At 66.4% G+C, this 22210-nt stretch carries 20 protein-coding genes, 2 tRNA genes and 2 pseudogenes; 13 read left to right on the forward strand and 11 right to left on the reverse strand.

The genetic code is table 11. The annotated features are described in order from the left end of the window. Window positions 1-94 precede the first annotated feature (94 nt). From JD276_RS06700 to rpmH, 10 genes are all read right to left on the reverse strand, one after another. Window positions 95-544 (reverse strand): SRPBCC family protein, encoded by a 450-nt coding sequence (locus JD276_RS06700; protein WP_200114892.1) that lies wholly within the window; start codon window positions 542-544, stop codon window positions 95-97. 68 nt (window positions 545-612) lie between these two features. Further along, window positions 613-1257 (reverse strand): hypothetical protein, encoded by a 645-nt coding sequence (locus tag JD276_RS06705; RefSeq protein ID WP_200114893.1) that lies wholly within the window; start codon window positions 1255-1257, stop codon window positions 613-615. Between the two features lie 172 nt (window positions 1258-1429). Beyond that, on the reverse strand, window positions 1430-2509 hold the full coding sequence (locus JD276_RS06710; RefSeq protein ID WP_200114894.1) for a ParB/RepB/Spo0J family partition protein: 1080 nt from the start codon (window positions 2507-2509) through the stop codon (window positions 1430-1432). Window positions 2510-2511: 2 nt separating this feature from the next. Further along, complete coding sequence (locus JD276_RS06715; RefSeq protein ID WP_200114895.1) at window positions 2512-3468, reverse strand: ParA family protein; 957 nt, start codon at window positions 3466-3468, stop codon at window positions 2512-2514. 146 nt (window positions 3469-3614) lie between these two features. After that, on the reverse strand, window positions 3615-4259 hold the full coding sequence (gene rsmG / locus JD276_RS06720) for a 16S rRNA (guanine(527)-N(7))-methyltransferase RsmG (RefSeq protein WP_200114896.1): 645 nt from the start codon (window positions 4257-4259) through the stop codon (window positions 3615-3617). A 63-nt stretch (window positions 4260-4322) separates the two neighbouring features. Beyond that, window positions 4323-4826 (reverse strand): Jag family protein, encoded by a 504-nt coding sequence (locus tag JD276_RS06725; RefSeq protein WP_307866492.1) that lies wholly within the window; start codon window positions 4824-4826, stop codon window positions 4323-4325. A gap of 7 nt (window positions 4827-4833) precedes the next feature. After that, window positions 4834-5784, reverse strand: coding sequence for a membrane protein insertase YidC (yidC, locus tag JD276_RS06730; protein WP_200114917.1), 951 nt, complete (start codon window positions 5782-5784; stop codon window positions 4834-4836). Window positions 5785-5792: 8 nt separating this feature from the next. Further along, entirely contained in the window at window positions 5793-6155 is a 363-nt protein-coding gene (gene yidD, locus JD276_RS06735) for a membrane protein insertion efficiency factor YidD (protein WP_200114898.1), read from the reverse strand. Next, window positions 6152-6514, reverse strand: a complete 363-nt coding sequence (gene rnpA, locus JD276_RS06740; RefSeq protein ID WP_200114899.1) for a ribonuclease P protein component — start codon at window positions 6512-6514, stop codon at window positions 6152-6154. Before rnpA ends, yidD begins: the two co-directional genes overlap by 4 nt. A gap of 17 nt (window positions 6515-6531) precedes the next feature. Further along, window positions 6532-6669, reverse strand: a complete 138-nt coding sequence (rpmH, locus tag JD276_RS06745) for a 50S ribosomal protein L34 (protein WP_200114900.1) — start codon at window positions 6667-6669, stop codon at window positions 6532-6534. Between the two features lie 498 nt (window positions 6670-7167). Between rpmH and dnaA the strand changes: the two genes are divergently transcribed. The 13 genes and pseudogenes from dnaA to JD276_RS06810 form a co-directional block, all read left to right on the forward strand. Further along, window positions 7168-8604 (forward strand): chromosomal replication initiator protein DnaA, encoded by a 1437-nt coding sequence (gene dnaA, locus JD276_RS06750; protein ID WP_200114901.1) that lies wholly within the window; start codon window positions 7168-7170, stop codon window positions 8602-8604. Between the two features lie 446 nt (window positions 8605-9050). Further along, the gene (gene dnaN / locus JD276_RS06755; RefSeq protein WP_200114902.1) at window positions 9051-10193 is read left to right on the forward strand and encodes a DNA polymerase III subunit beta; all 1143 of its coding nucleotides are present in this window, start codon (window positions 9051-9053) and stop codon (window positions 10191-10193) included. A gap of 7 nt (window positions 10194-10200) precedes the next feature. Beyond that, window positions 10201-11403, forward strand: a complete 1203-nt coding sequence (gene recF, locus JD276_RS06760) for a DNA replication/repair protein RecF (protein WP_200114903.1) — start codon at window positions 10201-10203, stop codon at window positions 11401-11403. Window positions 11404-11549: 146 nt separating this feature from the next. Beyond that, on the forward strand, window positions 11550-11891 hold the full coding sequence (locus JD276_RS06765; RefSeq protein ID WP_233615429.1) for a DciA family protein: 342 nt from the start codon (window positions 11550-11552) through the stop codon (window positions 11889-11891). A gap of 1199 nt (window positions 11892-13090) precedes the next feature. Next, window positions 13091-15088: a DNA topoisomerase (ATP-hydrolyzing) subunit B gene (gene gyrB, locus JD276_RS06770; protein ID WP_200114905.1), complete on the forward strand. Its 1998-nt coding sequence runs from the start codon at window positions 13091-13093 to the stop codon at window positions 15086-15088. A 25-nt stretch (window positions 15089-15113) separates the two neighbouring features. Beyond that, window positions 15114-17645 carry a DNA gyrase subunit A gene (gyrA, locus tag JD276_RS06775; RefSeq protein WP_200114918.1) on the forward strand — a complete coding sequence of 844 codons (2532 nt, stop codon included), beginning with the start codon at window positions 15114-15116 and terminating at the stop codon, window positions 17643-17645. Continuing rightward, window positions 17638-18045, forward strand: coding sequence for a DUF3566 domain-containing protein (locus JD276_RS06780; protein ID WP_200114906.1), 408 nt, complete (start codon window positions 17638-17640; stop codon window positions 18043-18045). The genes gyrA and JD276_RS06780 overlap by 8 nt, the downstream gene beginning before the upstream one ends. Before the next feature lie 72 nt (window positions 18046-18117). Next, window positions 18118-18191, forward strand: a tRNA-Ile gene (locus tag JD276_RS06785). Between the two features lie 40 nt (window positions 18192-18231). Beyond that, a tRNA-Ala gene (locus JD276_RS06790) sits at window positions 18232-18304 on the forward strand. 608 nt (window positions 18305-18912) lie between these two features. Further along, window positions 18913-19227 carry a transposase gene (locus tag JD276_RS06795; protein ID WP_200114907.1) on the forward strand — a complete coding sequence of 105 codons (315 nt, stop codon included), beginning with the start codon at window positions 18913-18915 and terminating at the stop codon, window positions 19225-19227. Beyond that, window positions 19224-19886 (forward strand): IS3 family transposase, encoded by a 663-nt coding sequence (locus JD276_RS06800; RefSeq protein ID WP_200114908.1) that lies wholly within the window; start codon window positions 19224-19226, stop codon window positions 19884-19886. Before JD276_RS06795 ends, JD276_RS06800 begins: the two co-directional genes overlap by 4 nt. A gap of 113 nt (window positions 19887-19999) precedes the next feature. After that, a pseudogene (locus JD276_RS06805) lies at window positions 20000-20965 on the forward strand (IS256 family transposase); the annotation flags it as partial. Between the two features lie 127 nt (window positions 20966-21092). Next, window positions 21093-21359, forward strand: a pseudogene (locus tag JD276_RS06810) (integrase core domain-containing protein); the annotation flags it as partial. A 34-nt stretch (window positions 21360-21393) separates the two neighbouring features. On the opposite strand, the gene JD276_RS06815 reads toward JD276_RS06810, so the two are convergent. Further along, complete coding sequence (locus JD276_RS06815; RefSeq protein ID WP_200114909.1) at window positions 21394-21852, reverse strand: helix-turn-helix domain-containing protein; 459 nt, start codon at window positions 21850-21852, stop codon at window positions 21394-21396. Window positions 21853-22210: the final 358 nt, after the last annotated feature.

Below are 22210 nucleotides of genomic sequence, written 5' to 3' on the forward strand. Positions count from 1 at the left end.
CTCCTGCGTCGCGCCACGCGGCCCCGATGCGCGCCCGGCCCGGAGCACCCCGCCGCTTTGGCTCGGGAAGATCGTCCCGAGCGAAAGCGGAGCCTCACCCCTGCTCGGCGAGGGCGGCGAGACGATCGATCGAGGCGTGGAGCGATGACTCCGTGGTCGCCCGCGCCGTGCTCACGCGGTCGGGATCGGTGAGCCCGCGCCAGTCGTAGGTGTGCCTGACGAGGGTGCGGCCGTCGGCGAGGGGGGCGAGCTCCCATCTCCACAGGTGCCCGGGCGTCTCCGCCCCCGCCGGCGCCGGAAGCCACGCGATGCGCCGGCCCTCCTCGAACTCGACGACGTGGTTCTCGCGGTCCTCGCCCATCGTGAGCCGCATCGTGAAGACGTCGCCGACTCCGCGCACGCGCTGCCCCGGTTCCGCGGCCGCCAGATTGTCGTTCCCGTCCCAGCGCGGCTGCTGCTCGGGATCCGCGATGAGCTCGAAGACGGCCTCCGGGCTCGCTGCGATCACTCGTTCGGCGGAAACCACCTTCACCTCATCGTCCATGACGCCAGTCAATCACGAAACCACCGGCCCGTCGAACGTCGGACCCGGCCGCCGGCAGAGCGCCGGTCTCATCCCATGACCTGCACCACGATCGTTCGGGATCCATCCCGCACGGGTACCTCGATTCGCGAGGTGACCGCCGGTGCTCTCCTGATGAGCAGCCGCTCTCCGACGCTGTGGAACCCGCTGATCTCCATACCGCCGGCCCTCGCGTCCTCCGGCAGCAGATAGACGTCGACCGAATACTCGCCGCGCGTCTCGTCCCGCAGATTGCCGACGAGTCCCATGCCGTGCGCCGCGAAGTCGTCGGCATCCTGACACCTGAACGCGGTCCCGTATCCTCCCGTGGGAACCCAGATCCCGCACGGACTGCCATCGACCGCTCGTGTCGCGGCCCACACCTCGACACCCGAGGCGTGACCCACACGATGCAGCGAGGCAGGGTCCACATCGCTCTCCTCGAACAGACGCTGCGGGATCGAAGCCGGGGCGGGATCCCCCGGTTGCCAGGGGGCGGGGGCTGGGCCTTCCGGGAACTCTCCCCTCGGCTCGACCCGCGTCTCCGGTGAGGTGGTGTCGAGGCTCTCCTGGGCGGCTCCCGCATCTCGCTCGGCCGGCTCGACGTCTGGGGCCGGGGCGACCGAGCATCCTCCGAGCAGGAGGAGTATCGGCGTGAACGCCAGCGTTCTCCGAGCCACGGTGCCCTGATCCATGGTGCTCATTCAACCACAGCTGTGGAAGAGGGGCCTGCGCGGAGAGCCGCACGCCATCGCGGCGCCGAGGCCGACCGCTTCGGTGACGCCGAAGCGGTCGGCCTCGGCGACCAACGATCGATTTCGAGGAACGCGGCCTCTCGAGGAACGCGCCCCTCTCGGGACCTTCGACCTACGCGAAACCGGGGTCGTCGAGCTCGGCGAGGATCCGCTTGAGATCCTGGATGGTCGCGAAGTCGATGATGATCTGCCCCTTCTTCGCTCCGAGCTTGACGTTGACCCGGGTGTCGAAGCGATCGCCGAGGCGCTCGGCGATCTCGTTGAGCTGCGCCTGCCGACCGCCGGCGCGGGGCCTGGGCAGCTTGCGCTTCGGCGCCTCGTTCGCGGCGGCCTCCGCAGCGCGCACCGAGAGCCCCTCGTTGACGATCTTCTCGGCGAGGCCCTGCATGGCCTCGACATCGCCGTCGAGCGACAGGATCGCGCGCGCGTGCCCCGCCGAGAGCACGCCGGCGGCCACGCGGGCCTGGACGGGCTCGGGCAGACGGAGCAGGCGGATCGTGTTGGAGATCTGGGGACGCGAACGTCCGATGCGGGCCGCGAGCTGCTCCTGGGTGATGCCGAAGTCGGAGAGGAGCTGCTGGTAGGCGGACGCCTCTTCGAGGGGGTTGAGCTCGGCCCGGTGCAGGTTCTCGAGCAGCGCGTCGCGGAGCATGTTCTCGTCAGCGGTGCTGCGGACGATCGCGGGGATCGTCTCGAGGCCCGCGCGCTTGCTCGCCCGGAGGCGGCGCTCGCCCATGATCAGCTCGTAGCGCGGCTCTCCCTCGGCCGGAGCGGGTTCCAGCGGGCGGACGACGATCGGCTGGAACACGCCGAACTCCCGCACACTGTGCGTGAGCTCCTCGAGCGCCTCCTCGTCGAACTCGGTGCGCGGCTGCACGCGGTTGGGAACGATGTCGTCCACGTCGAGCCGGGTCAGCGTCGCGCCGGGAACCTCGCGGAGCTCCTCGTCGCCGCCGGCATCGGCGTCTTCGGCCGGTCCCGATCCGGCGGCCCGCGTCTCAGCAGCGTCGGCGACGCCCGCCGCGGCGGCCTCCGCCTCCGCCTCGGCCACGACCGATGCCGCCGCCCCGGTTGCGGGGGCGCCGCCGTTCGCCGGGAAGAACACGTCGACCGGGCGCTCGCCGCTCGTGGAGGTCTGAGGGATGAGCGCTCCGATGCCGCGCCCGAGGCCGCTCCGCTTCTTCGTCGCCATCGTCATGCTCCTTCAGTGGTGGGGGTGTCGGTCGCGGTCGCGAAGCCGCCGGCCGCCTCGGCCTTCTCCGGCGATTCCGCGCCGTCGGGGCTGCGCTCGGCGATCTCGGCTGCCGCCTCGAGATAGGCGAGGGCGCCGATCGAGGCGGCGTCGTAGGCGTGCACGGTCTGGCCGTAGCTCGGCGCCTCGGAGATCCGGACGGATCTCGGGATCACGGCGTTCAGCACCTCTGTGGGGAAGTGGGCACGCACCTCGTGCGCCACCTCCTGCGCGAGATTGGTGCGCGCGTCGTACATGGTCAGCATGATCGTCGAGACTCGCAGCGTCGGGTTGAGGTGCTTCTGGATCAGCTGGATGTTGCCGAGCAGCTGACTCAGGCCCTCGAGGGCGTAGTACTCGCACTGGATCGGGATCAGCACCTCTTGCGCGGCCACGAACGCGTTCACCGTGAGAAGGCCGAGGGAGGGAGGGCAGTCGATGAAGACGTAGTGGTACGTGCGATCGGACTCGCGCAGGAAGGTCTCGACCGCCGTACGGAGCCGCTGCTCGCGGGCGACGAGCGAGACGAGCTCGATCTCCGCACCGGCGAGGTTGATCGTGGAGGGCACGCAGAAGAGGCGCTCGTGATCCGTCGTCGGCTGGAGGGCGTCCTCGAGACTGCTGTCGCCGAGCAGAACGTCGTAGACGCTCGTCACCTCCGGTCGGTGCATGACGCCGAGCGCGGTCGAGGCGTTGCCCTGGGGGTCGAGGTCGATCACGAGCACCGTGGCGCCGCGGCGCGCGAGCGCCGACGCGAGATTGACGGTGGTCGTGGTCTTGCCGACGCCGCCCTTCTGATTGGAGACCGTGATGATCCGGGTCTGCTCGGGGAGGCTGGAGACCGTCTGTTCGAGCCGGCGACGACGGCGGACCTTGTCCGCCAGGTGGTCGCCCACCAGCGTCTTCTCGGCTTCAGTCATGGGCTCCTCGTGCCTGTACTCGGTGTCTTCTCACGTGCTCTCGCCGCGGCGGCCGCTCGGGTCGCCGCGCTGGTCCGCGACATCGTCCGGACCTCGTTCTACTTTACGACCTGACCACCGACACGGCACACCCTGAGGCCCTGGGGCTAGGCGCGCACCCTGGCCCGGAGCACTCGGGTGGTCTCGGAGAGCAGACCGCCGCCGAGCTCTTCGACCGAGACGTCGCTGACCCGGTGCTTCCGCAGCGTCTTCTCCGCGGCGGCGATCTCGTTCTCGACGGAGGTTCCCTTGAGGAACAGCATCTCGCCGCCGTCCCGGAGCAGGGGAGCGGTGAGCGGCAGCAGCTTGCGGAGGGCCGTGACCGCTCGCGCGGTCACCTGGTCGACCTCGAACGCCCCGTGGAATTCCTCCGCACGGCCTCGACGCACCTCGACGTTGTCGAGCCGCAGCCGCTCGATCTGCTCGTTCAGCCAGTTGCATCGGCGTTCCATCGGCTCGATCAGCAGGAAACGCGCGTCGGGCCGCACGATCGCGAGCACCAACCCCGGCATTCCCCCGCCGGTGCCGATGTCGGCCACCCTCGCTCCGTCGCGGATCAGCGGGGCGAGAACGGCGCTGTTGAGGAGATGCCTCGTCCAGAGACGCGGCGGCTCCAACGGACCGATGAGGCCGAGCTCTTCACCGCGCCGACCGAGATCGTCGGCGAAACTCCGCAGCACGTCGATCCTCGGCCCCGCGAGCTCGGCCGCGGCCGCGGGCTCCGCCTCCACGGCGGCGGTGGATTCAACCACGAGGCTTCCCTTTCGAGCGAGGACGTTTCACGTGAAACAGCGCGTCGGTGAGGCGCGGCTGGATCAGGCCTGGCTGATGACCAGACGCCGATCCCGACCCTCGCCGGTCGACTCGGAGTGGTAACCGCGCTCGGCCACCAGATCGTGCACGAGCTTGCGCTCGTAGGAGGACATCGGCTCGAGGGCGACGCGATCGCGGCCCGCTGCGATCTGAGCGACCGCGGAGTCGACCATCTGCCGCAGCTGCGCGGCGCGAGCGTCCCGGGATCCCGCGACGTCCAGGATGAGGCGGGAGAAACGGCCCGTCTTGCCCTGCACCGCCAGACGGGTCAGATCCTGCATCGCCTGCACGGTATCGGGAGCCGCGAGGCGGTCGAGATCCTCGCCGCCGCCGGTGATGGAGACGTAGGCGCGGCCGTTGGCCACGTCGATGTCGAGATCCCCGTCGAGATCGGCGATGTCGAGGAGCCCCTCGATGTAGTCCGCGGCGAGGTCGCCCTCCGCCTCGAGCTCCTCGAGCGTCAGCTCCTCGGTCGCCTGGTTCGTCACAACGCGTTCGGTGCTCACGGCATCCTCACTTTTTCTTCTTCTTGGCGCGCTTCGCGCTGACGGGCTGCTGCCGCTGACCCTGCTGGGCCTTCTTGCCCTCGATCCGGTCGATCTCGGCCTCTTCTTCATCGGTCAGCTTACCCTTGGCCTTCAGCCTGGCCTGGCGCGCCCGCCACGCCTCGCTGCCGGGGGTCGGCATGTTCTGGATGACGATGAACTGCTGTCCCATGGTCCAGAGGTTCGAGGTGAACCAGTAGATGTTGAGCGCGAGGGGGAAGGCGACGCCCGAGAAGAGGAAGGCGAAGGGGATGATGTAGAGCAGGATCTTCTGCTGACGGTACATCGGCGAGTTCTTCGTCTCGTCCGACACGTTCTTCGACATGATCTGCAGCTGCGTGAAGAACTGCGACCCGATCATCAGCACCACGATGATCCCGAGCAGGATCACGACCGTCCACTGACCCGACTCCCAGCCCTGGGTGAAGGTCATCTTCAGCGGCGCGCCGAAGAGCGAGGCGGCGTTGAAGCTCTGCGTCAGATCCGCCGTCATGAAGCCGATGCCCGTGGTGTTCTCCGCCGCGTGGCGCAGCACGTAGAACAGCGAGAAGAAGATGGGCATCTGGATCAGGATCGGCAGGCACGAGGCGAACGGGTTGGTGCCGTGCTTCTTGTAGAGCGCCATGGTCTCGCGGCTCATCGCCTCGCGCGAGAACTGGTCGCTCTTGCCCTTGTACTTCGCCTGGATCTTCTTCATCTCGGGCGCGAGATCCATCATGCGGCGCTGCGACTTGATCTGCCGCACGGTGACCGGGATGAGGGCGGAGCGCACCACGATCACCAGGCCGATGATCGAGAGCACCCAGGTGAGGCCGGAGTCCGCGTCCATCCCCAGCGTGGTGAAGAGCCAGTGCCACGCCCACAGCACGAGCTCGACGAGCCAGCGCAGCGGCCAGAGTATGGTCTCGAAGAATGCCATCATGGCGGTCAGGCCTTTCGGGGGACGGGGCGGACGAAACCGCGGGAGTTGATCATGAAACGCGGGCGGCGCTGAGGCGGCACGTCATCCACACCGCCGGCGCTGAAGGGATTGCAGCGCAGCAGTCGCCACGCGGTCAGGACGAGACCGAGGACGAGACCTCGCTGCTGGTACGCCTCTAGAGAGTACCGGGAACACGATGGATGATACCTGCACACCTGGCCGTAGAGCGGTGAGATCACACGTCGGTAGACCAGCATCACCGCGATGGCCGCGTTGCGCGGAAGCAGCCAGGCCTCCAGAGCTAGGCCCTCGAGGATCCCCCGAGGCGCGCGCACCGCGGCGGGAGCGGCTCCGGCTGCGGGCCTCATCGCGACGACCGCCCCTCGGCCGAGGGGCGGCAGGCCCGGTCGATCGCGCGGTTCAGTTCGCGCTCGAGTTCGCCGAACGGGGCGTCTGCGATGGCGGGGAGGGCCCGGAAGACGATGTCGACCCCGCTCAGCCCGTCGGCGAGCCGGCGATCGGCGACGGTCTTCATCCTGCGCCGGATCAGGTTGCGGGTCACGGCGTTGCCGATCGCCTTGGAGACGATGAACCCGAACCTGGCGGGCTCGCCCTGGATACGCGAAACCGCGTGGGTGATGCAGTACGCACCGCCCACGCGGCGTCCGGTTCGCACGATGCGCCGGTAGTCGTCACCCCGCGTGACTCGATGCTGCCTCGCGGGCACGACGGGATCCGGGAGGATTACGCGGTGAGCTTCGAGCGGCCCTTGCCGCGACGCGCAGCGATGATGGCGCGGCCGGCGCGGGTGCGCATGCGGGCGCGGAAACCGTGCACCTTGGCGCGACGGCGGTTGTTGGGCTGGAACGTGCGCTTGCTCATAGTGATGACTCCGTGACTTATGGGAATTGATCCCTGACGCTCGGGGCGACCAGGGAAGTCGGATCTGGGCAGCGTGTGTTGCACGAGGAACAACGCCCCGCGCCGTCCCGCAGCGCGCGCTGATGCGGTGCACCAGAGCGGCTGCCGCCCATACAAGGTATTTACTCTACGCGCAAAACGGCTTCTCGTCAATGTACGAGCGCCGCAGCGCACGGGTCCGCACGCCGCAGCGCGATGGGCGGATCCGCGCTCCCGCCTGCTCCGCCACGCCGCGTCACGCCGCGTCTCGCCGTGTATGCGGTGGGCGCCTCGTGGTCGCCCAGCCGCTTCGAATCGTGGGACTTGCCTGTGGACAAAACTGTGGCTAACGTGGGCGCAGAGGTTCCCCTCGGCTCGGAGATCGCTGGTAAACACAGGCGTTTCGGCGATTTTCTCTGTGGATGAGGTTGGGGATAACATCTCGAAGACGACCACGCAGAACGAAGCCGGGATGGGCAATTGACCGAGGACGAAGTAGAGCGGGTGTGGGCAGAGGCCACCCGGGCCGTGATGGCGAACCCGGCTGTCGGCCCGGCGAAGGGCGCCCAGCTCGCTCTCGCCGTCCCGCGCGGCGTGGGAGCCGGCATGCTGTACCTCGCCGTGCAGAACGAGTTCACGCTCAAGCTCCTCGAGGGTCAGCTGCGTCCGTCGATCATGTCCGCCATCGCGCAGATCCCGGAAGCCCAGGAGATCGAGAACTTCATCGTCCTCGTGGATCCCGACGTGCAGCCCTCGATCGATCCCGACCCCGGCGACCTGAAGTCGTCGCCCGCGCAGCATGCGCCGGTGCACGAGCCGCTCCACGCCGAGGCGGTCCGGCCGGTCAACGAGCCTCTCGCTCGCCATCGCGCCTCGGACGAGGCCGACAGCCGCCTGAACGAGAAGTACCGGTTCGACAGCTTCGTCATCGGTCAGTCGAACCGCTTCGCCCACGCGGCCGCCGTGGCGGTCGCGGAGGCCCCGGCCCGCGCCTACAACCCGCTCTTCATCTACGGCGATTCCGGTCTCGGCAAGACCCACCTGCTGCACGCGATCGGCCACTACGCCCGGGAGCTCTTCTCCGAGATCCGGGTCCGCTACGTAAGCTCCGAGGACTTCACGAACGACTTCATCAACTCGATCGCCAACAACCAGGGTGCGGCCTTTCACACGCGGTATCGCAGCGTCGATCTGCTGCTCGTCGACGACATCCAGTTCCTGGAGGGCAAGGCGGAGACGCAGGAGGCGTTCTTCCACACCTTCAACACCCTGCACGACCACAACAAGCAGGTCGTGATCACGAGCGACGTGCAGCCGAAGCAGCTGCGCGGATTCGAGGAGCGCATGCTCTCGCGCTTCGAGTGGGGGCTGCTCACCGACATCCAGGTTCCCGACCTCGAGACCAGGATCGCGATCCTGCGCAAGAAGGCCCAGCGGGAGAGCCTCGAGATCGACGACAGCATCCTGGAGTTCATCGCCTCGAAGTTCACCTCCAACATCCGGGAGCTCGAGGGCACCCTCATCCGCGTGACGGCCTTCGCGAGCCTGAATCAGCAGCGCATCGACATGACGCTCGTGCAGACGGTGCTCAAGGATCTCATCACGCTCGACGAGGACAACGAGGTGCAGCCCTCGGACATCATCAGCCGCACGGCCGACTACTTCGACCTCTCGATCGACGAGCTCTACGGGCCGTCCCGCGCTCAGCAGATCGCCACGGCCCGCCAGATCGCGATGTATCTCTGCCGGGAGCTCACCCCTCTCTCGCTGCCGAAGATCGGTCAGCTGTTCGGCGGTCGGGATCACACCACCGTGATGTACGCGCACAAGAAGATCGCGCAGCTCATCGCCGAGAGGCGTTCGATCTACAACCAGGTCACCGAGTTGACCACCCGCATCAAGCAGGGCTCCCGCTAGGGCCCACCGGAAGTCGGCGCGCCGGGCGTGGACATTCTCCACAACTCCTGGTGGATCTGTGGATAACTGGGGACAACTCGACCCGAGTTGTGGATGACGAGGGCGGGCCTGTGGAGACCGCTGGACCTCACAACTTTCGCGTCATTCCAACGATCCTCATCAATTCACGTTCGGCCAACAACTCACAGGTGTGTAGTTCCCTTACGCAGCATGAGATCGGCCGAGTTATCCACAGTGTCCACAACTGTTAACACCGTTAACAGTTCTCTGACAAAAATCTGGCATTCCATCACGCGATGCACCGAAGCGAAACCGGGCCCGACGGAACGGATCGTTCGAGCGGCTGACAAGTCTCCGGATGCTTCGCTCCCGGGAATATGCAAAGATTGTCAGGCCCAGTCCGGGCGTTCCGTGCGCGCGGGACGCCATCAGCTCGAGGAGTTGCGATGCGTTTCACCGTCAATCGAGACGTGTTCAATGAGGCCGTGTCGTTTGCGGTCAAGTTGCTTCCGCAGCGTCCCACGCAGCCGCTGCTCAGCGGTGCGCTCATCGAAGCCTCCGACGATGAGTTGACGATCTCCTCTTTCGACTACGAGGTCTCGGCCCGCACCAGCGTGACCGCTCAGGTCTCCGAGCCCGGTCGTGCCCTCGTCTCGGGTCGCCTGCTGGGTGAGATCGCGCAGCGCCTCCCGCACGCCGACGTCGAGCTGTCGCTCCTGGAGAACCGCGTGCAGGTGCGCTGCGGTTCGGCCTCGTTCAGCCTTCCTGCGATGCCGGTCGAGGAGTACCCGCAGATCCCGCGGATCGACACGGTATCGGGCGAGGTGCCGGCTGATGTGTTCGCGGAGGCCGTGGGCCAGGTCTCCCTCGCAGCTTCGAAGGACGACGTCACGCCGGTCATCACCGGTGTGCAGTTCGAAGTCGATGAGAACTCGCTCACGCTGACGGCGACCGACCGGTATCGCGTCGCCACGCGCGGAATCGATTGGGAGAACCGTGCAGGGGAGGAGTCGCTCACGGCTCTCGTCCCCTCGAAGATCGTGACCGAGGTCGGCAAGACCTTCTCCGGCGACGGTCAGGTGCAGCTCGCGATCGTGAAGGACGGCGAGCGAGAGCTCGTCGCATTCTCCGGTGGACGGAAGACCGTCACATCGCTGCTCATCAAGGGCAACTATCCGCCGGTGGGCCGCCTGTTCCCCGAGAGCGTCGACAACTACGCCGTCGTCAGCACCGCTGATCTGATCGAGGCGGTCGGCCGCGTGGGGCTCGTCCTCGAGCGTGAGGCGGCGCTGCGCTTCTCCTTCGCCGAGGGGACCGTGACGCTCGAGGCCGCCGGCACCGAAAGCGCCCAGGCGGTCGAGACCGTGGACGCGCACCTCGTCGGCGACGAGATGGTGGTCTCGCTGAAGCCCCAGTTCCTGCTCGACGGGCTTCGGTCGACCCACTCCGAGTTCGCCCGCATCGCCTTCACCCGCACCGACAACCCCGGTAAGCCCGGGCCGGTGCTCATCACCAGCCAGCGGAGCAAGGACGAAGCCGACGAGGAGAGCTTCCGCTATCTGCTGCAGCCGAACCTGCTGCTGAGGTAGGGATCAGATGCGGGTGGCCCATCTCTCGCTCGCCGACTATCGAAACTATCGAGCAGCGGAGCTCGAGCTGCAGCCCGGCCCGAACCTGCTCGTGGGGCGGAACGGTCAGGGGAAGACCAATCTCGTCGAGGCGATCGGATACTTCGCCACGCTCCGTTCGCATCGGGTGACCGGAGATGCCGCGCTCATCCGCGCCGGGGCGGAGGCTGCAGTCGCGCGAATGCGGGTGGAGGCCTCCGGTCGGGATGTGCTGCTCGAGCTGCAGCTCAATCGAGACCGCCCGAACCGCGCACAGGTCAATCGCAACGCCGTGCGCCCGCGTGAGTTGACGCGGTGGTTTCGGACGGTGCTCTTCGCCCCTGAGGATCTCACCATCGTCCGAGGCGACCCCTCTGGTCGACGGAGGTTCCTCGATGATGCGCTGATCTCACGGTCTCCAGCTGCGGCGGGCGTGATCGCGGATTACGAGCGTGTTCTGCGACAGCGCACCTCACTCTTGAAGTCCGCCCGGGGTGGCGGGCGTGCTGCCGTGGATGCCACACTGGATGTCTGGGATGCTCAGCTCATCGAGTACGGCAGTTGGATCATGCACGCCAGACGCGGGCTCGTCGCCGAATTGGGGGAGCCCCTGAGGCGGAGCTACTCAGTGCTGGTCGATCAGGATCATCGACCGACCATCGGGTTGAGTGAGTCCACGACGAACACCCTCCGGTCGGACGTTTCACGTGAAACAGCGGCCGATGCACTCGATGGGGGAGCTGCTGCGCTCGTGGATGTTTCACGTGAAACGATCGCCGAGCAGTTCGCCTCTGCACTCCGGGCGGTGCGATCGCAGGAACTGGATCGGGGAGTCACCCTCGTGGGGCCGCACCGCGACGATGCTCTCTTCATGCTCAACGGCCTTCCGGTGAAGGGGTACGCGAGTCACGGCGAGTCGTGGTCGTTCATCCTGTCGCTTCGCCTGGCCACCGCGTTGTTGCTCCGTGAGGAGTCTCCCGGAGGGGATCCCGTCATCATCCTCGACGATGTCTTCGCGGAGCTCGACTCCAGTCGCCGCAGAAGTCTGATGGCTGCGGTGAGCGAGTTCGAGCAGGTGATCGTCACCGCGGCCGTCGAGGGAGACGTTCCTGACGACGTATTCTGGCATCGCACATACATCGACGGAGGTCGCGTGCGTACGACGCCGATCTCGGAGGGCGGTGCGGAATGATCGCTCACGGTGAGCCCGGGTTCGCGAGCGAAGCCTATCTGCATGCGAAATCCGTCTGGAAGGGCATACCGTTCGGCCGTCGGCAACGGCGACGGCATGGCGAGGGGAGCGGAGGGAGAGCGTTCGGCGCCGGCCGGGATCCCCGAATGCTCGGTTCCATTCTCGAGAGCACGGCCGCCGATATGGGGTGGACCCGGGAGTTGGATCAGGCGAGACTCGTCACCGAGTGGGACGAGTTCGTGGGAAGCCCGACGGCCGAGCACACGACCGTGGTGGGCTTCAAGGACGGGATTCTGCAGATCCAGTGTGACTCGACGGCGTGGGCCACGGAGCTCAGGCGACTGCGGGCGGAGATGCTGACACGGGTGCTGGAGGAGTATCCCGACACGGGGATCCGTGATCTGCGCTTTCTCGCGCCGGGCGCACCCAGCTGGCGGCATGGACCGCGATCCGTTCAGGGGCGAGGTCCCCGCGACACCTACGGATAGACGCGCCCACGTTTCCTGGCGTCTGACCTGGTGTTTTCTGGTGGCGTCTGTCGTGTGGCCGGTGCAACCGGTAGGTCTGGTGGTGTCGGTGGGTGCGGTGGTGTCGGTGGGTGCGGCGGATACGTTGGTTCGGCGGGCGCGGGAAGCCTCGTGGGTCCGGCGGTCCGCGGGTGTCGGTGGATGCCGTGGGTCCGGTGGGTCTGAGTGTCCGGTGCGTCGGTCGACGGAGGTGCTGGTGCACGACGCGAGGTCGGAGAGTTCGGCTGAGCATTCGGTGCGTGCGAGTTCCGGTGGCGTTCGAGCGGCCGGCTCGACTCGGGAGGAACGGGTGCTCCGGACTCGCGCTCCGACTGCGTGCTTCGGTCTTGCGGTCCGATCTCCTGTTCCGGTCCTGCAGTCCGACTTGGTGTTCCGCTCCTGCAGGCCTGCCTCGCGCCGGCGTCGTACTTCGACTTGGAGCTCGCGTCTCGTGCTCGGGCCGAGACTCTCGGCCGCCCCTTCCAGGCACGATCTCAGGGGAGTGCCGATCGTATCCTCGGTTCGGGCTCTTCCCGTCGCCCATGATGAGCGGAGGTCCTCGATGCGAGCCCATCGATGCTGCCGGGCGCGGGGAGCAGCTTCGGTGGCCATCGACGGGCCCTCGGCGGCCGCACCGGAAGGGTCACGACGAGCACGTCGCTGATAGGGTCGAAGGAGTGCTCGGATCGGGAACCGCCGTCGGAGGAACGCCGCAGGAGCGGGCTCGTGCGGCGGGTTCGGGGGGTGTCCGCCACGTACCGGCAGTGGACTCGCCGGCTGCGGATGCGGGAGTTCGAGGTCTTCGGATCCCGAGCTCGTGCGGCGCCGAGCTCACGCGATCGCCGGTGACACGCGCCACCGAGGGTGGTGACCGCATCGAGGGGCATCCGGGTTCCGACCAGGGCACGGGGGCGGCCGAGGGTGCTCCGATCACGGGGTCGAGAAGCGCTGGGCACGTCCTGCGGGGCGGGCGGTACGGGCAGAAGCGGATGCTTCGATGCCGACGTCTCGAAGGGGAGTTGCGGGAGACGAGATCATCCCGGGGGACGACCCTCCGATAAGAATGCCCCTCAACCGCCCGGAAAAGCCGTTTTCACGGCTTGTCATTGATAAGCTGGACGGCGGAAGTATCCGGGGTGGAATTTGCGCTCTGAGACGACGGCAGAGAGATTAATCAAGGCATGAGTTCAGAAGAGGCCGCGGCTGCGGAAGAGTACGGCGCCGGCGCCATTCAGGTGCTCGAGGGGCTCGAAGCGGTTCGCAAGCGGCCCGGCATGTACATCGGTTCGACGGGGCCGCGGGGTCTGCATCATCTCGTCTACGAGATCGTCGACAACTCGGTGGACGAGGCGCTGGCGGGCTACTGCGACACGATCCACGTGACGATCCTCGAGGACGGGGGAGTGCGCGTGGTCGACAACGGCCGCGGCATTCCCGTCGACCCTCACTCGAGCGATCCCAGCAAGTCGACCGTGGAGGTCGTGCTCACGGTGCTCCACGCGGGCGGAAAGTTCGGCGGCGGCGGGTACGCGGTCTCCGGCGGACTGCACGGTGTCGGTTCCTCCGTGGTCAATGCGCTCTCCACCCGCTTCGAAGTCTGCGTGAGGCGTCAAGGTTTCACGTGGAACATGTCGTTCACCGACAGCGTTCCCGACGCGCCTCTCGCCCAGGGGGAGCCCAGCGACGAGTCGGGCACGACGATCACCTTCTGGCCGAGCCCGGAGATCTTCGAGACCGTCGACTTCGACTACACGACGCTGCGCACGCGCTTCCAGCAGATGGCCTTCCTCAACAAGGGCCTCAGGATCACGATCACCGATGAGCGCCCCCAGGAGCCCGTCGAGAATGATGAAGGCGAACTCGTCGCGCCTCCGGCGCCGCATGAGGAGTTCCTCTACGAGCGCGGTATCGAGGACTACGTGCAGCACCTCAACGCGGCCAAGAAGGCGGATCTCGTGCACGACGAGATCATCTCCTTCGAGGCCGAGGACACCGAGCGAAAGATCGCCGCAGAGGTCGCGATGCAGTGGACCACCTCCTACTCGGAGAGCGTGCACACCTACGCCAACACCATCAACACGCACGAGGGCGGTACGCACGAGGAGGGCTTCCGGGCCGCACTGACCACACTCGTCAATCGGTATGCGCGGGACAAGAACCTGCTCCGCGACAAGGACGACAACCTCTCCGGCGATGACGTGCGCGAGGGACTGACCGCCGTGGTGTCGGTGAAGCTCGGAGAGCCCCAGTTCGAGGGGCAGACCAAGACGAAACTCGGCAACACGGAGGCGAAGGCCTTCGTGCAGAAGGTCGTCGGCGACCAGCTCGGCGACTGGTTCGAGCGCAACCCAGCCTCGGCCAAGGAGATCATCAGGAAGTCGATCCAGGCGGCGACCGCGCGCCTCGCGGCACGCAAGGCACGCGAGACCGCGCGCCGCAAGGGGCTGCTCGAGTCGGGCGGCATGCCCGGCAAGCTCAAGGACTGCTCCTCGAAGGACCCCTCGATCTCGGAGATCTTCATCGTCGAGGGCGACTCGGCCGGCGGCTCCGCCGTGCAGGGGCGCAATCCCGAGACACAGGCGATCCTGCCGCTGCGCGGGAAGATCCTGAACGTGGAGAAGGCCCGCCTCGACCGCGCTCTGAACAACGCCGAGGTGCAGGCGATGATCACTGCCTTCGGCGCCGGCATCGGCGAGGACTTCGACCCCGAGAAGGCGCGGTACCACAAGATCGTGCTCATGGCCGACGCGGACGTCGACGGGCAGCACATCACGACGCTGCTGCTGACGCTCCTGTTCCGCTACATGCGCCCGCTCATCGATCTCGGCTACGTATACCTCGCGCAGCCGCCGCTGTACCGGATCAAGTGGACCAACGCGGATCACGAGTACGTGTTCAGCGACGGGGAGCGGGATCTCCGCCTGTCCGCGGGCGCCGAGAACGGCCGTCGTCTGCAGAAGGAGAGCGGAGTGCAGCGGTACAAGGGCCTCGGCGAGATGAACCACGAAGAGCTGTGGGACACCACGATGAACCCCGAGACCCGCACCCTGCGGCAGATCACCATGGACGACGCGGCGACCGCCGACGAGATCTTCGCCACCCTCATGGGGGAGGACGTCGACGCGCGCCGCACCTTCATCCAGCAGAACGCGAAGGACGTGCGTTTCCTTGACATCTGAGAACCAGAACCCCGAGCCCGAAGAGCTGAACGCGGCGGAGCAGCCGGGGGAGGCGGTGCACGGCAAGATCGACCAGGTCGATCTGCAGCTCGAGATGCAGCGCTCCTATCTCGACTACGCGATGAGCGTCATCGTGGGGCGCGCGCTACCCGACGTCCGGGACGGTCTGAAGCCGGTGCATCGCCGTGTGATCTACACGATGTACGACGGCGGCTACCGTCCCGACAAGGCGTTCTCGAAGTGCACCCGCGTCATCGGCGACGTCATGGGCCAGTTCCACCCGCACGGCGACGGCGCGGTGTACGACTCGCTCGTGCGCCTGGTGCAGCCGTGGGCGATGCGGTACCCGCTCGCGCTGGGCCAGGGCAACTTCGGATCCCCGGGCAACGACGGCGCCGCCGCTCACCGGTATACCGAGACGAAGATGTCCCCGCTCGCCATGGAGATGGTGCGCGACATCGACGAGGACACGGTCGACTTCCACGACAACTACGACGGCCGCACGCAGGAGCCGGCGGTCCTCACGAGCCGGTTCCCGAACCTGCTGGTGAACGGATCGGTCGGCATCGCGGTCGGCATGGCGACCAACATCCCCCCGCACAACCTCCGCGAGGTCGCCGAGGGGGCGAAGTGGCACCTCGAGCACCCCGATGCGAACAAGGAGGAGCTCCTCGAGGCGCTCATGGAGCGCATCAAGGGCCCCGACTTCCCGACGGGCGCGCAGATCCTCGGCACGAAGGGGATCAAGGAGGCGTACCGCACCGGACGCGGCTCGATCACGATGCGCGCCGTCGTCAGTATCGAGGAGCTGCAGGGCCGCACCTGTCTGGTCGTCACCGAGCTGCCGTACCAGGTCAACCCCGACAACCTCGCCGTGAAGATCGCCGACCTCGTCAAGGAGAACAAGGTTCAGGGGATCGCCGACATCCGCGACGAGACGAGCGGCCGCACCGGTCAGCGGCTCGTCATCGTGCTCAAGCGAGACGCAATCCCGAAGGTCGTGCTGAACAACCTCTACAAGCACACTCAGCTGCAGGAGAACTTCGGCGCGAACATGATCGCGATCGTCGACGGCGTGCCCCGAACCCTCGCCCTCGACGGCTTCATCACCGCGTGGAGCAAGCACCAGGTCGAGGTCATCGTCCGCCGCACCGAGTTCCGTCTGAAGAAGGCGGAGGCGGAGGCGCACATCCAGCGCGGCTACCTCAAGGCGCTGGACGCCCTCGACGAGGTCATCGCGCTGATCCGCCGCTCTCCGACCGTCGACGAGGCCCGCGAGGGGCTCATGGGACTGCTCGACGTCGACCAGCTGCAGGCCGACGCGATCCTGGGCCTGCAGCTGCGCCGGCTCGCGGCTCTCGAGCGGCAGAAGATCCTGGATCTCGCCGCGAAGCTCGAGGCTCAGATCAAGGAATACGAGGGCATCCTCGCGTCGCCCTCCGAGCAGCGCAGCATCGTCGTCGAGGAGCTCGACGAGATCGTCCACCGCTACGGGGATGAGCGTCGCACGAACATCCTGCACGGGTTCGACGGCGACATGTCGATGGAGGACCTGATCCCCGAGGAGGAGATGGTCGTCACGGTGACGCGCGGCGGGTACGTCAAGCGCACCAGGATCGACAACTACCGGTCCCAGCACCGCGGGGGGAAGGGCGTCAGGGGCGCGCAGCTGCGGGCCGATGACATCGTGCAGCACTTCTTCGTGACGACCACCCACCACTGGCTGCTCTTCTTCACAAACACGGGCCGCGTCTACCGCGCGAAGACCTACGAGATCCCCGAGGGCGGGCGCGACTCGAAGGGGCAGCACCTCGCCAATCTGCTCGCGCTCGCACCCGATGAGACGATCACGCAGATCCTCGACGTCCGCGACTTCGCCGAGGGCTGGTTCCTCGTGCTCGCCACGCGCGATGGTCTCGTGAAGAAGACCGCGCTCGGCGAGTACGACACCAACCGCACCGGCGGCATCATCGCGATCAAGCTGCGCGAGGGCGATGAGCTCGTCTCCGCATTCATCGCGGAGGCCACCGACGACGTGCTGCTCATCTCGAAGCAGGGCATGTCGGTGCGGTTCACGGCGTCGGATCAGGCGCTGCGCCCCATGGGTCGCTCCACGAGCGGAGTGCGGGGCATGAACTTCCGCGAGGGCGACAGCCTGCTCCGCGCTTCGCGGATCACGGAGGACGGCTACGTCTTCGTCGTCACCGAGGGCGGCTATGCGAAGCGCACCTCCGTGAACGAGTACCGTGTGCAGCAGCGCGGCGGCTACGGCATCAAGGTGGCGAAGCTCGACGAGGCGAGGGGAGACCTGGTCGGCGGGCTGATCGTGGGGGAGACCGACGAGGTGCTCGTCGTGCTCGCCAGCGGCAAGGTCGTGCGGTCCAATGTCGCAGAGGTTCCCGCCAAGGGACGGAACACCATGGGAGTGGTCTTCGCGCGATTCCCAGAGGGTGACCGTATCATTGGCATCGCGCGAAACTCGGAGCGCGGTCTCGACGACGCGGAGTCCGAGCTCCAGGACGAGCACGCAGAGAACAAGGAAGACGTGAATGAGTAACACTGTCGCCGACAAGCTGGCCAGCAAGACCCGCAAGAAGGCGCCCTCGAAGCAGGTGCGTCTGAAGCTCGTCTACATCGACTTCTGGTCGGCTGTGAAGTTCTCCTTCCTGGTGTCGATCTGCCTGGCGGTGGTGAGCGTCGTCGCGACGGTCCTGATCTACACGGTGCTGCTGCAGACCGGCGTGCTCGGCAAGGTCGACGAGCTCTTCATGGACATCGTGGGCGAAGAGAACAGCCTGATGAACTTCCTCGGCTTCCCCCAGGTGCTCGGCTTCGCGGTGGTCGTCGCGATCCTGAACACCATCGTGGGCACTGCGCTGGGCGCCATCGGCTCGCTCGTCTACAACCTGCTGGTGCGCGTGCTGGGCGGGTTCCAGCTCGGGTTCACCAGCAACTGAGGTGCGGCTCGCCGGTGCGCGGCGTCGATTTCGGTTTTCGCCGCGCATCCGGTAGAGTCATTTCTTGGTCAAGGGGCTATAGCTCAGGCGGTTAGAGCGCTTCACTGATAATGAAGAGGTCCCAGGTTCAAGTCCTGGTAGCCCCACCGAAACCCTCGCAAGAGGGTTTCTTTCACAACAGCACACGGGTCCTTAGCTCAGTTGGTAGAGCGCCTGCTTTGCAAGCAGGATGTCGGGAGTTCGATTCTCCCAGGATCCACCCTGTGATGAGTCGTGACATAGGTCTCACCTGAGTCGCGTCATCTGTCACATGTGAGAGCCCGGCCATCGGCCGGGCTCTCGCGGGTTACCGGCCAGAAATAGTGGATAGCCCCGCGCGTGTTTACCCTCGGCCGGCCCAGCCAGCACGGGTCCAGAGTCCTTCACCAGCGTCGAGCCCGGTGCTGTAGAGGGTCGGCCCGTCGGGCTCTTCCGGGGCCGGTGGCCGCGGTCTCCGGGGCACCGGAGCTGCTGTGTTGAGAGCGTCTTCCAGTGGGAGCTCGTGGAGGGTGAGGAACCATTCCGCTGCCCGCCTGCGGTGTTCTTCGCTCATTCCGCGATGGTGTTTGAGGAGATCACGCAGCTGCGAGTTCACTCCGCCCTCGAGCGGGGAGGTGGTGCGCGGGTTCCCGTAGACGATGTAGGTAAAGAGCAAGTCTTTCCGGACCACGGTGCGGACCAGGAGCCAGGCTTTGCGGAGCCGGTCATGGGTGAACCCGAAGTTCCCGTTGCGCAGCAAGGTGCGCTCTTTGGTGAGGTGCCCGAATGCACGCCACCACTGAAGCGCTCTGGGTTTAGTTCCGATCTCTATACGAGGATAGGAACAAGATGCCCAAGAAATACGACCCTGAGGTGAAGGTCCGCGCGGTCCGGATGGTGACCGAAGCTCTGCCTGATCACCCGAACCCGACCAGCGCGGTCCGGCACGTCGCCGGTCTGCTCGGTGTCGGTGTCGAAGCGCTCCGCACCTGGTACCGACAGGCTCAGATGGATGCCGGGGCGAAGCCCGGCATCACGACCGATATCGCTGAGGAGAATCGGCGCCTGCGTCGCGAGAACGCGGAACTGCGGAAAGCGAACGAGGTCTTGAAAGCCGCGTCGATATTTTTCGCGAAGGAACTCGACCACCCACGAACGAAATGATCACGTTCATCGACGAGCATCGTGATCGTTTCGGGGTCGAGTTCATCTGCCGTGTCCTGGGCGCGGCGGTTCGTCGGTTTCTCACCTCACGTGGCTATCGGGCGGCGAAGACCAGGCCGGCTTCGGTCAGGCAGTTGCGCGACGAGTTGCTGGTGCCTGAGATCCAGCGTCTGCACGCTGAGAACTATGGCGTTTACGGGGTTCGGAAGATGCACGCCCTGCTGCAGCGCGAGGGATGGGAGATCGGCCGGGATCAGACCGCCCGTCTGATGCGACTCGCAGGAGTCCAGGGGATCACGCGCCGAGCAAAGGTCTACACGACGCGCTCTGGCCGCGGGCAGGAACTCCCGGGCGACCTCGTGAATCGCGTGTTCACCGCACCCGCGCCACGCTGCCTCTGGGTAGCGGACATCACCTATGTCGCGACGTGGTCGGGATTTGCGTACGTCGCGTTCATCACCGATGTGTTCTCCCGCAAGATCGTGGGCTGGAGCGTCGCAGCCACGCTGAAAGCGGAGGTGCTGCCGCTGCAGGCGCTCGAGATGGCGGCGTGGGGAGCCGATGGGGATCTTGCCGGGGTGAGGCATCACTCGGTCCATGGGTCGAACTACATGTCGATTGTGTACAGCGAACGCGTGCGTGAACTCGGCGCGAAGTAGTGCCCGTAGTGTGGTGTAACCACCCGGTGGCCAGCCCCGTCGTCGATGTAGGCGCGGTCACCATGTGGTCCTTCGAGGAGACTCTCACATCCCACTCGAAAGGCATCAACACGATGACCGCTCCTCATATTGTCGACCCTGCCGGCCTGCTCGGCGAAGCCCTGACCGACGCGTCGCCCGATCTGATGCGTTCTTTGCTGCAAACGATGATCAACGCGCTGCTGTCCGCCGACGCGGACGCCGTGATCGGCGCCGAATGGGGCAAGCCCTCGCCCGACCGACTGACGCAGCGTAACGGCTACCGGCACCGCGACCTCGATACCCGCGTCGGCACCATCGACGTCGCCGTCCCGAAACTCCGGCAGGGCACCTACTTTCCGGAGTGGTTGCTCGAACGTCGCAAGCGTGCCGAGTCCGCGCTGATCACCGTCGTCGCCGACTGCTACCTCGCCGGCGTCTCCACCCGTCGAATGGACAAGCTGGTGAAGACCCTCGGGATCCACTCCCTCTCAAAATCGCAGGTCTCCCGGATGGCATCCGAGCTCGACGAGCACGTCGACCAGTTCCGGCACCGGCCACTGGATGAGGCCGGCCCGTTCACGTTCGTCGCCGCCGATGCGCTCACCATGAAGGTCCGCGAGGGCGGCCGCGTCATCAACGCCGTCGTGCTGACCGCGACCGGTGTGAACGTAGACGGGCGCCGCGAGGTCCTCGGCCTGCGGGACGCGACGAGCGAGACCGGGGCGGCGTGGAACAGCTTCTTCGCCAACCTCCTCGCCCGCGGCCTGGGCGGGGTGCGCCTGGTCACCAGCGACGCCCACCATGGCCTCGTAGAGGCGATCGCGGCGAACCTGCCCGGGGCTGTCTGGTAACGCTGCCGCACGCATTACGCGGCGAACCTGATGTCCGTGACCCCGAAGACCATGTGGCCAGCGGTCAAAGCGATGCTCCACTCGGTCTACGACCAACTCGACGCCGATGCTGTTCACGCTCAGTTCGACCGGCTGCTCGACTACGTCAAGGAGAAGCTGCCCGACGCGCACGAGCACCTCGACACCGCCAGGGCGGACATCCTCGCCAAGAGCCGCCTCACCCTCGCTATCGACAATGGTCAAGAGGTGATGGCCGACATCGCGCTCGAGCTCAGCGCCTGACATAGCCCGTCAACAGAAGGATCACCAACCGCTACACCACCACCAGGGACTTGACGTCGGTGCGATGCCCTCGACCGGTTCTGTCGGCGATAGCTACGACAACGCGCTCGCGGAGACCGTCAACGGGCTCTACAAAGCCGAGCTCATCCGTCGACATGGGCCTTGGCGCACGACTCGGGAAGTCGAACTCGCGACGCTCGAATACGTGTGGTGGTGGAACAACCGCCGTCTGCACGAAGGCCTCGGCTACCAGACCCCGATCGAGACGGAGGAGAACTACTACGCTATGAACGGTCAGCCCGCGCTCGCGGAGCACTGACCAGAACCCAGGACGGAACTAAACCCAGAGCGCTTCAGAGCTCGCCTTTGCCCTGCACGTAGATCGACCGGTAGATCGCTTCATGCGAGATATGCATCGACGAGTCGTCGGGAAAGTCCATACGCAATCGTCGCATGATCTGGACCGGGGAATGCCCGAGCCTCAACCGTGCCGTCACCACGAACGCGAGCCGCGGATTCTCCTGCAGCTTCCCCGGTTTCGGACGCGTCAGGCGTTGCTCGGCCCGTCGCTGCGCATACGACGGCGAGTACCACTGGGTCGACCGCGGCGGACGGGTGCGCCGCTTCGCTCGATACATCGGCCCAGCACCCCGGTTGCGCCGCAACTCGTTCCACACCGTCGACGAAGACCGGCCCAGATCTCTCGCGATCTGCCGGAGCGAATCCCCGCGAGAGACCCCCACGAGGATGCGTTCGCGTTCCTGCAGGGACAGATACCGGGGATGGATCTCAGCAGACTGTTTCGGCGCCATCCCACCAGCATGCGCGAACACCCGATCCCCATGAGATGCATGAAACCCAGCATGCCCGGCCGCACCCATCGTGGAATCACCCGTCCGGATCCTCTCCCAGAACACGACTTCCTGGGCCCGAAACGTTTTCCGTACGCGTCGCTGACCACCCATGACCGTACTCCTCGCAGTTCAGGGTGTTCACACGACCCCCTGAACCCGCCCAGGATAAGCTGCATGATGCACCCAGGAGGGTGTGTCCGATTAACGGTGGATCTGGCCGAGCGCATCGTTAGTTGATTCGGCCTTCGAAGGCTATCGCGAACGCGTTCAGCGCCGGCTTCCACCTCGTCGCCCAGCGTGCCCGACCGCGCCCGGT

It is taken from the genome of Leucobacter chromiisoli (genome assembly GCF_016522505.1).
Classification (GTDB): domain Bacteria; phylum Actinomycetota; class Actinomycetes; order Actinomycetales; family Microbacteriaceae; genus Leucobacter; species Leucobacter chromiisoli.

What these genes read in the sequence shown, in the direction of transcription:
- JD276_RS06700 (WP_200114892.1), bottom strand. Translation starts at nt 544, where the DNA reads ATGGACGATGAGGTGAAGGTGGTTTCCGCCGAACGAGTGATCGCAGCG.
- JD276_RS06705 (WP_200114893.1), bottom strand. Translation starts at nt 1,257, where the DNA reads ATGGATCAGGGCACCGTGGCTCGGAGAACGCTGGCGTTCACGCCGATA.
- JD276_RS06710 (WP_200114894.1), bottom strand. Translation starts at nt 2,509, where the DNA reads ATGGCGACGAAGAAGCGGAGCGGCCTCGGGCGCGGCATCGGAGCGCTC.
- JD276_RS06715 (WP_200114895.1), bottom strand. Translation starts at nt 3,468, where the DNA reads ATGACTGAAGCCGAGAAGACGCTGGTGGGCGACCACCTGGCGGACAAG.
- yidC (WP_200114917.1), bottom strand. Translation starts at nt 5,784, where the DNA reads ATGGCATTCTTCGAGACCATACTCTGGCCGCTGCGCTGGCTCGTCGAG.
- yidD (WP_200114898.1), bottom strand. Translation starts at nt 6,155, where the DNA reads ATGAGGCCCGCAGCCGGAGCCGCTCCCGCCGCGGTGCGCGCGCCTCGG.
- rpmH (WP_200114900.1), bottom strand. Translation starts at nt 6,669, where the DNA reads ATGAGCAAGCGCACGTTCCAGCCCAACAACCGCCGTCGCGCCAAGGTG.
- dnaN (WP_200114902.1), top strand. Translation starts at nt 9,051, where the DNA reads ATGCGTTTCACCGTCAATCGAGACGTGTTCAATGAGGCCGTGTCGTTT.
- recF (WP_200114903.1), top strand. Translation starts at nt 10,201, where the DNA reads ATGCGGGTGGCCCATCTCTCGCTCGCCGACTATCGAAACTATCGAGCA.
- JD276_RS06765 (WP_233615429.1), top strand. Translation starts at nt 11,550, where the DNA reads ATGCTCGGTTCCATTCTCGAGAGCACGGCCGCCGATATGGGGTGGACC.
- gyrB (WP_200114905.1), top strand. Translation starts at nt 13,091, where the DNA reads ATGAGTTCAGAAGAGGCCGCGGCTGCGGAAGAGTACGGCGCCGGCGCC.
- JD276_RS06780 (WP_200114906.1), top strand. Translation starts at nt 17,638, where the DNA reads ATGAGTAACACTGTCGCCGACAAGCTGGCCAGCAAGACCCGCAAGAAG.
- JD276_RS06795 (WP_200114907.1), top strand. Translation starts at nt 18,913, where the DNA reads ATGCCCAAGAAATACGACCCTGAGGTGAAGGTCCGCGCGGTCCGGATG.
- JD276_RS06800 (WP_200114908.1), top strand. Translation starts at nt 19,224, where the DNA reads ATGATCACGTTCATCGACGAGCATCGTGATCGTTTCGGGGTCGAGTTC.
- JD276_RS06815 (WP_200114909.1), bottom strand. Translation starts at nt 21,852, where the DNA reads ATGGCGCCGAAACAGTCTGCTGAGATCCATCCCCGGTATCTGTCCCTG.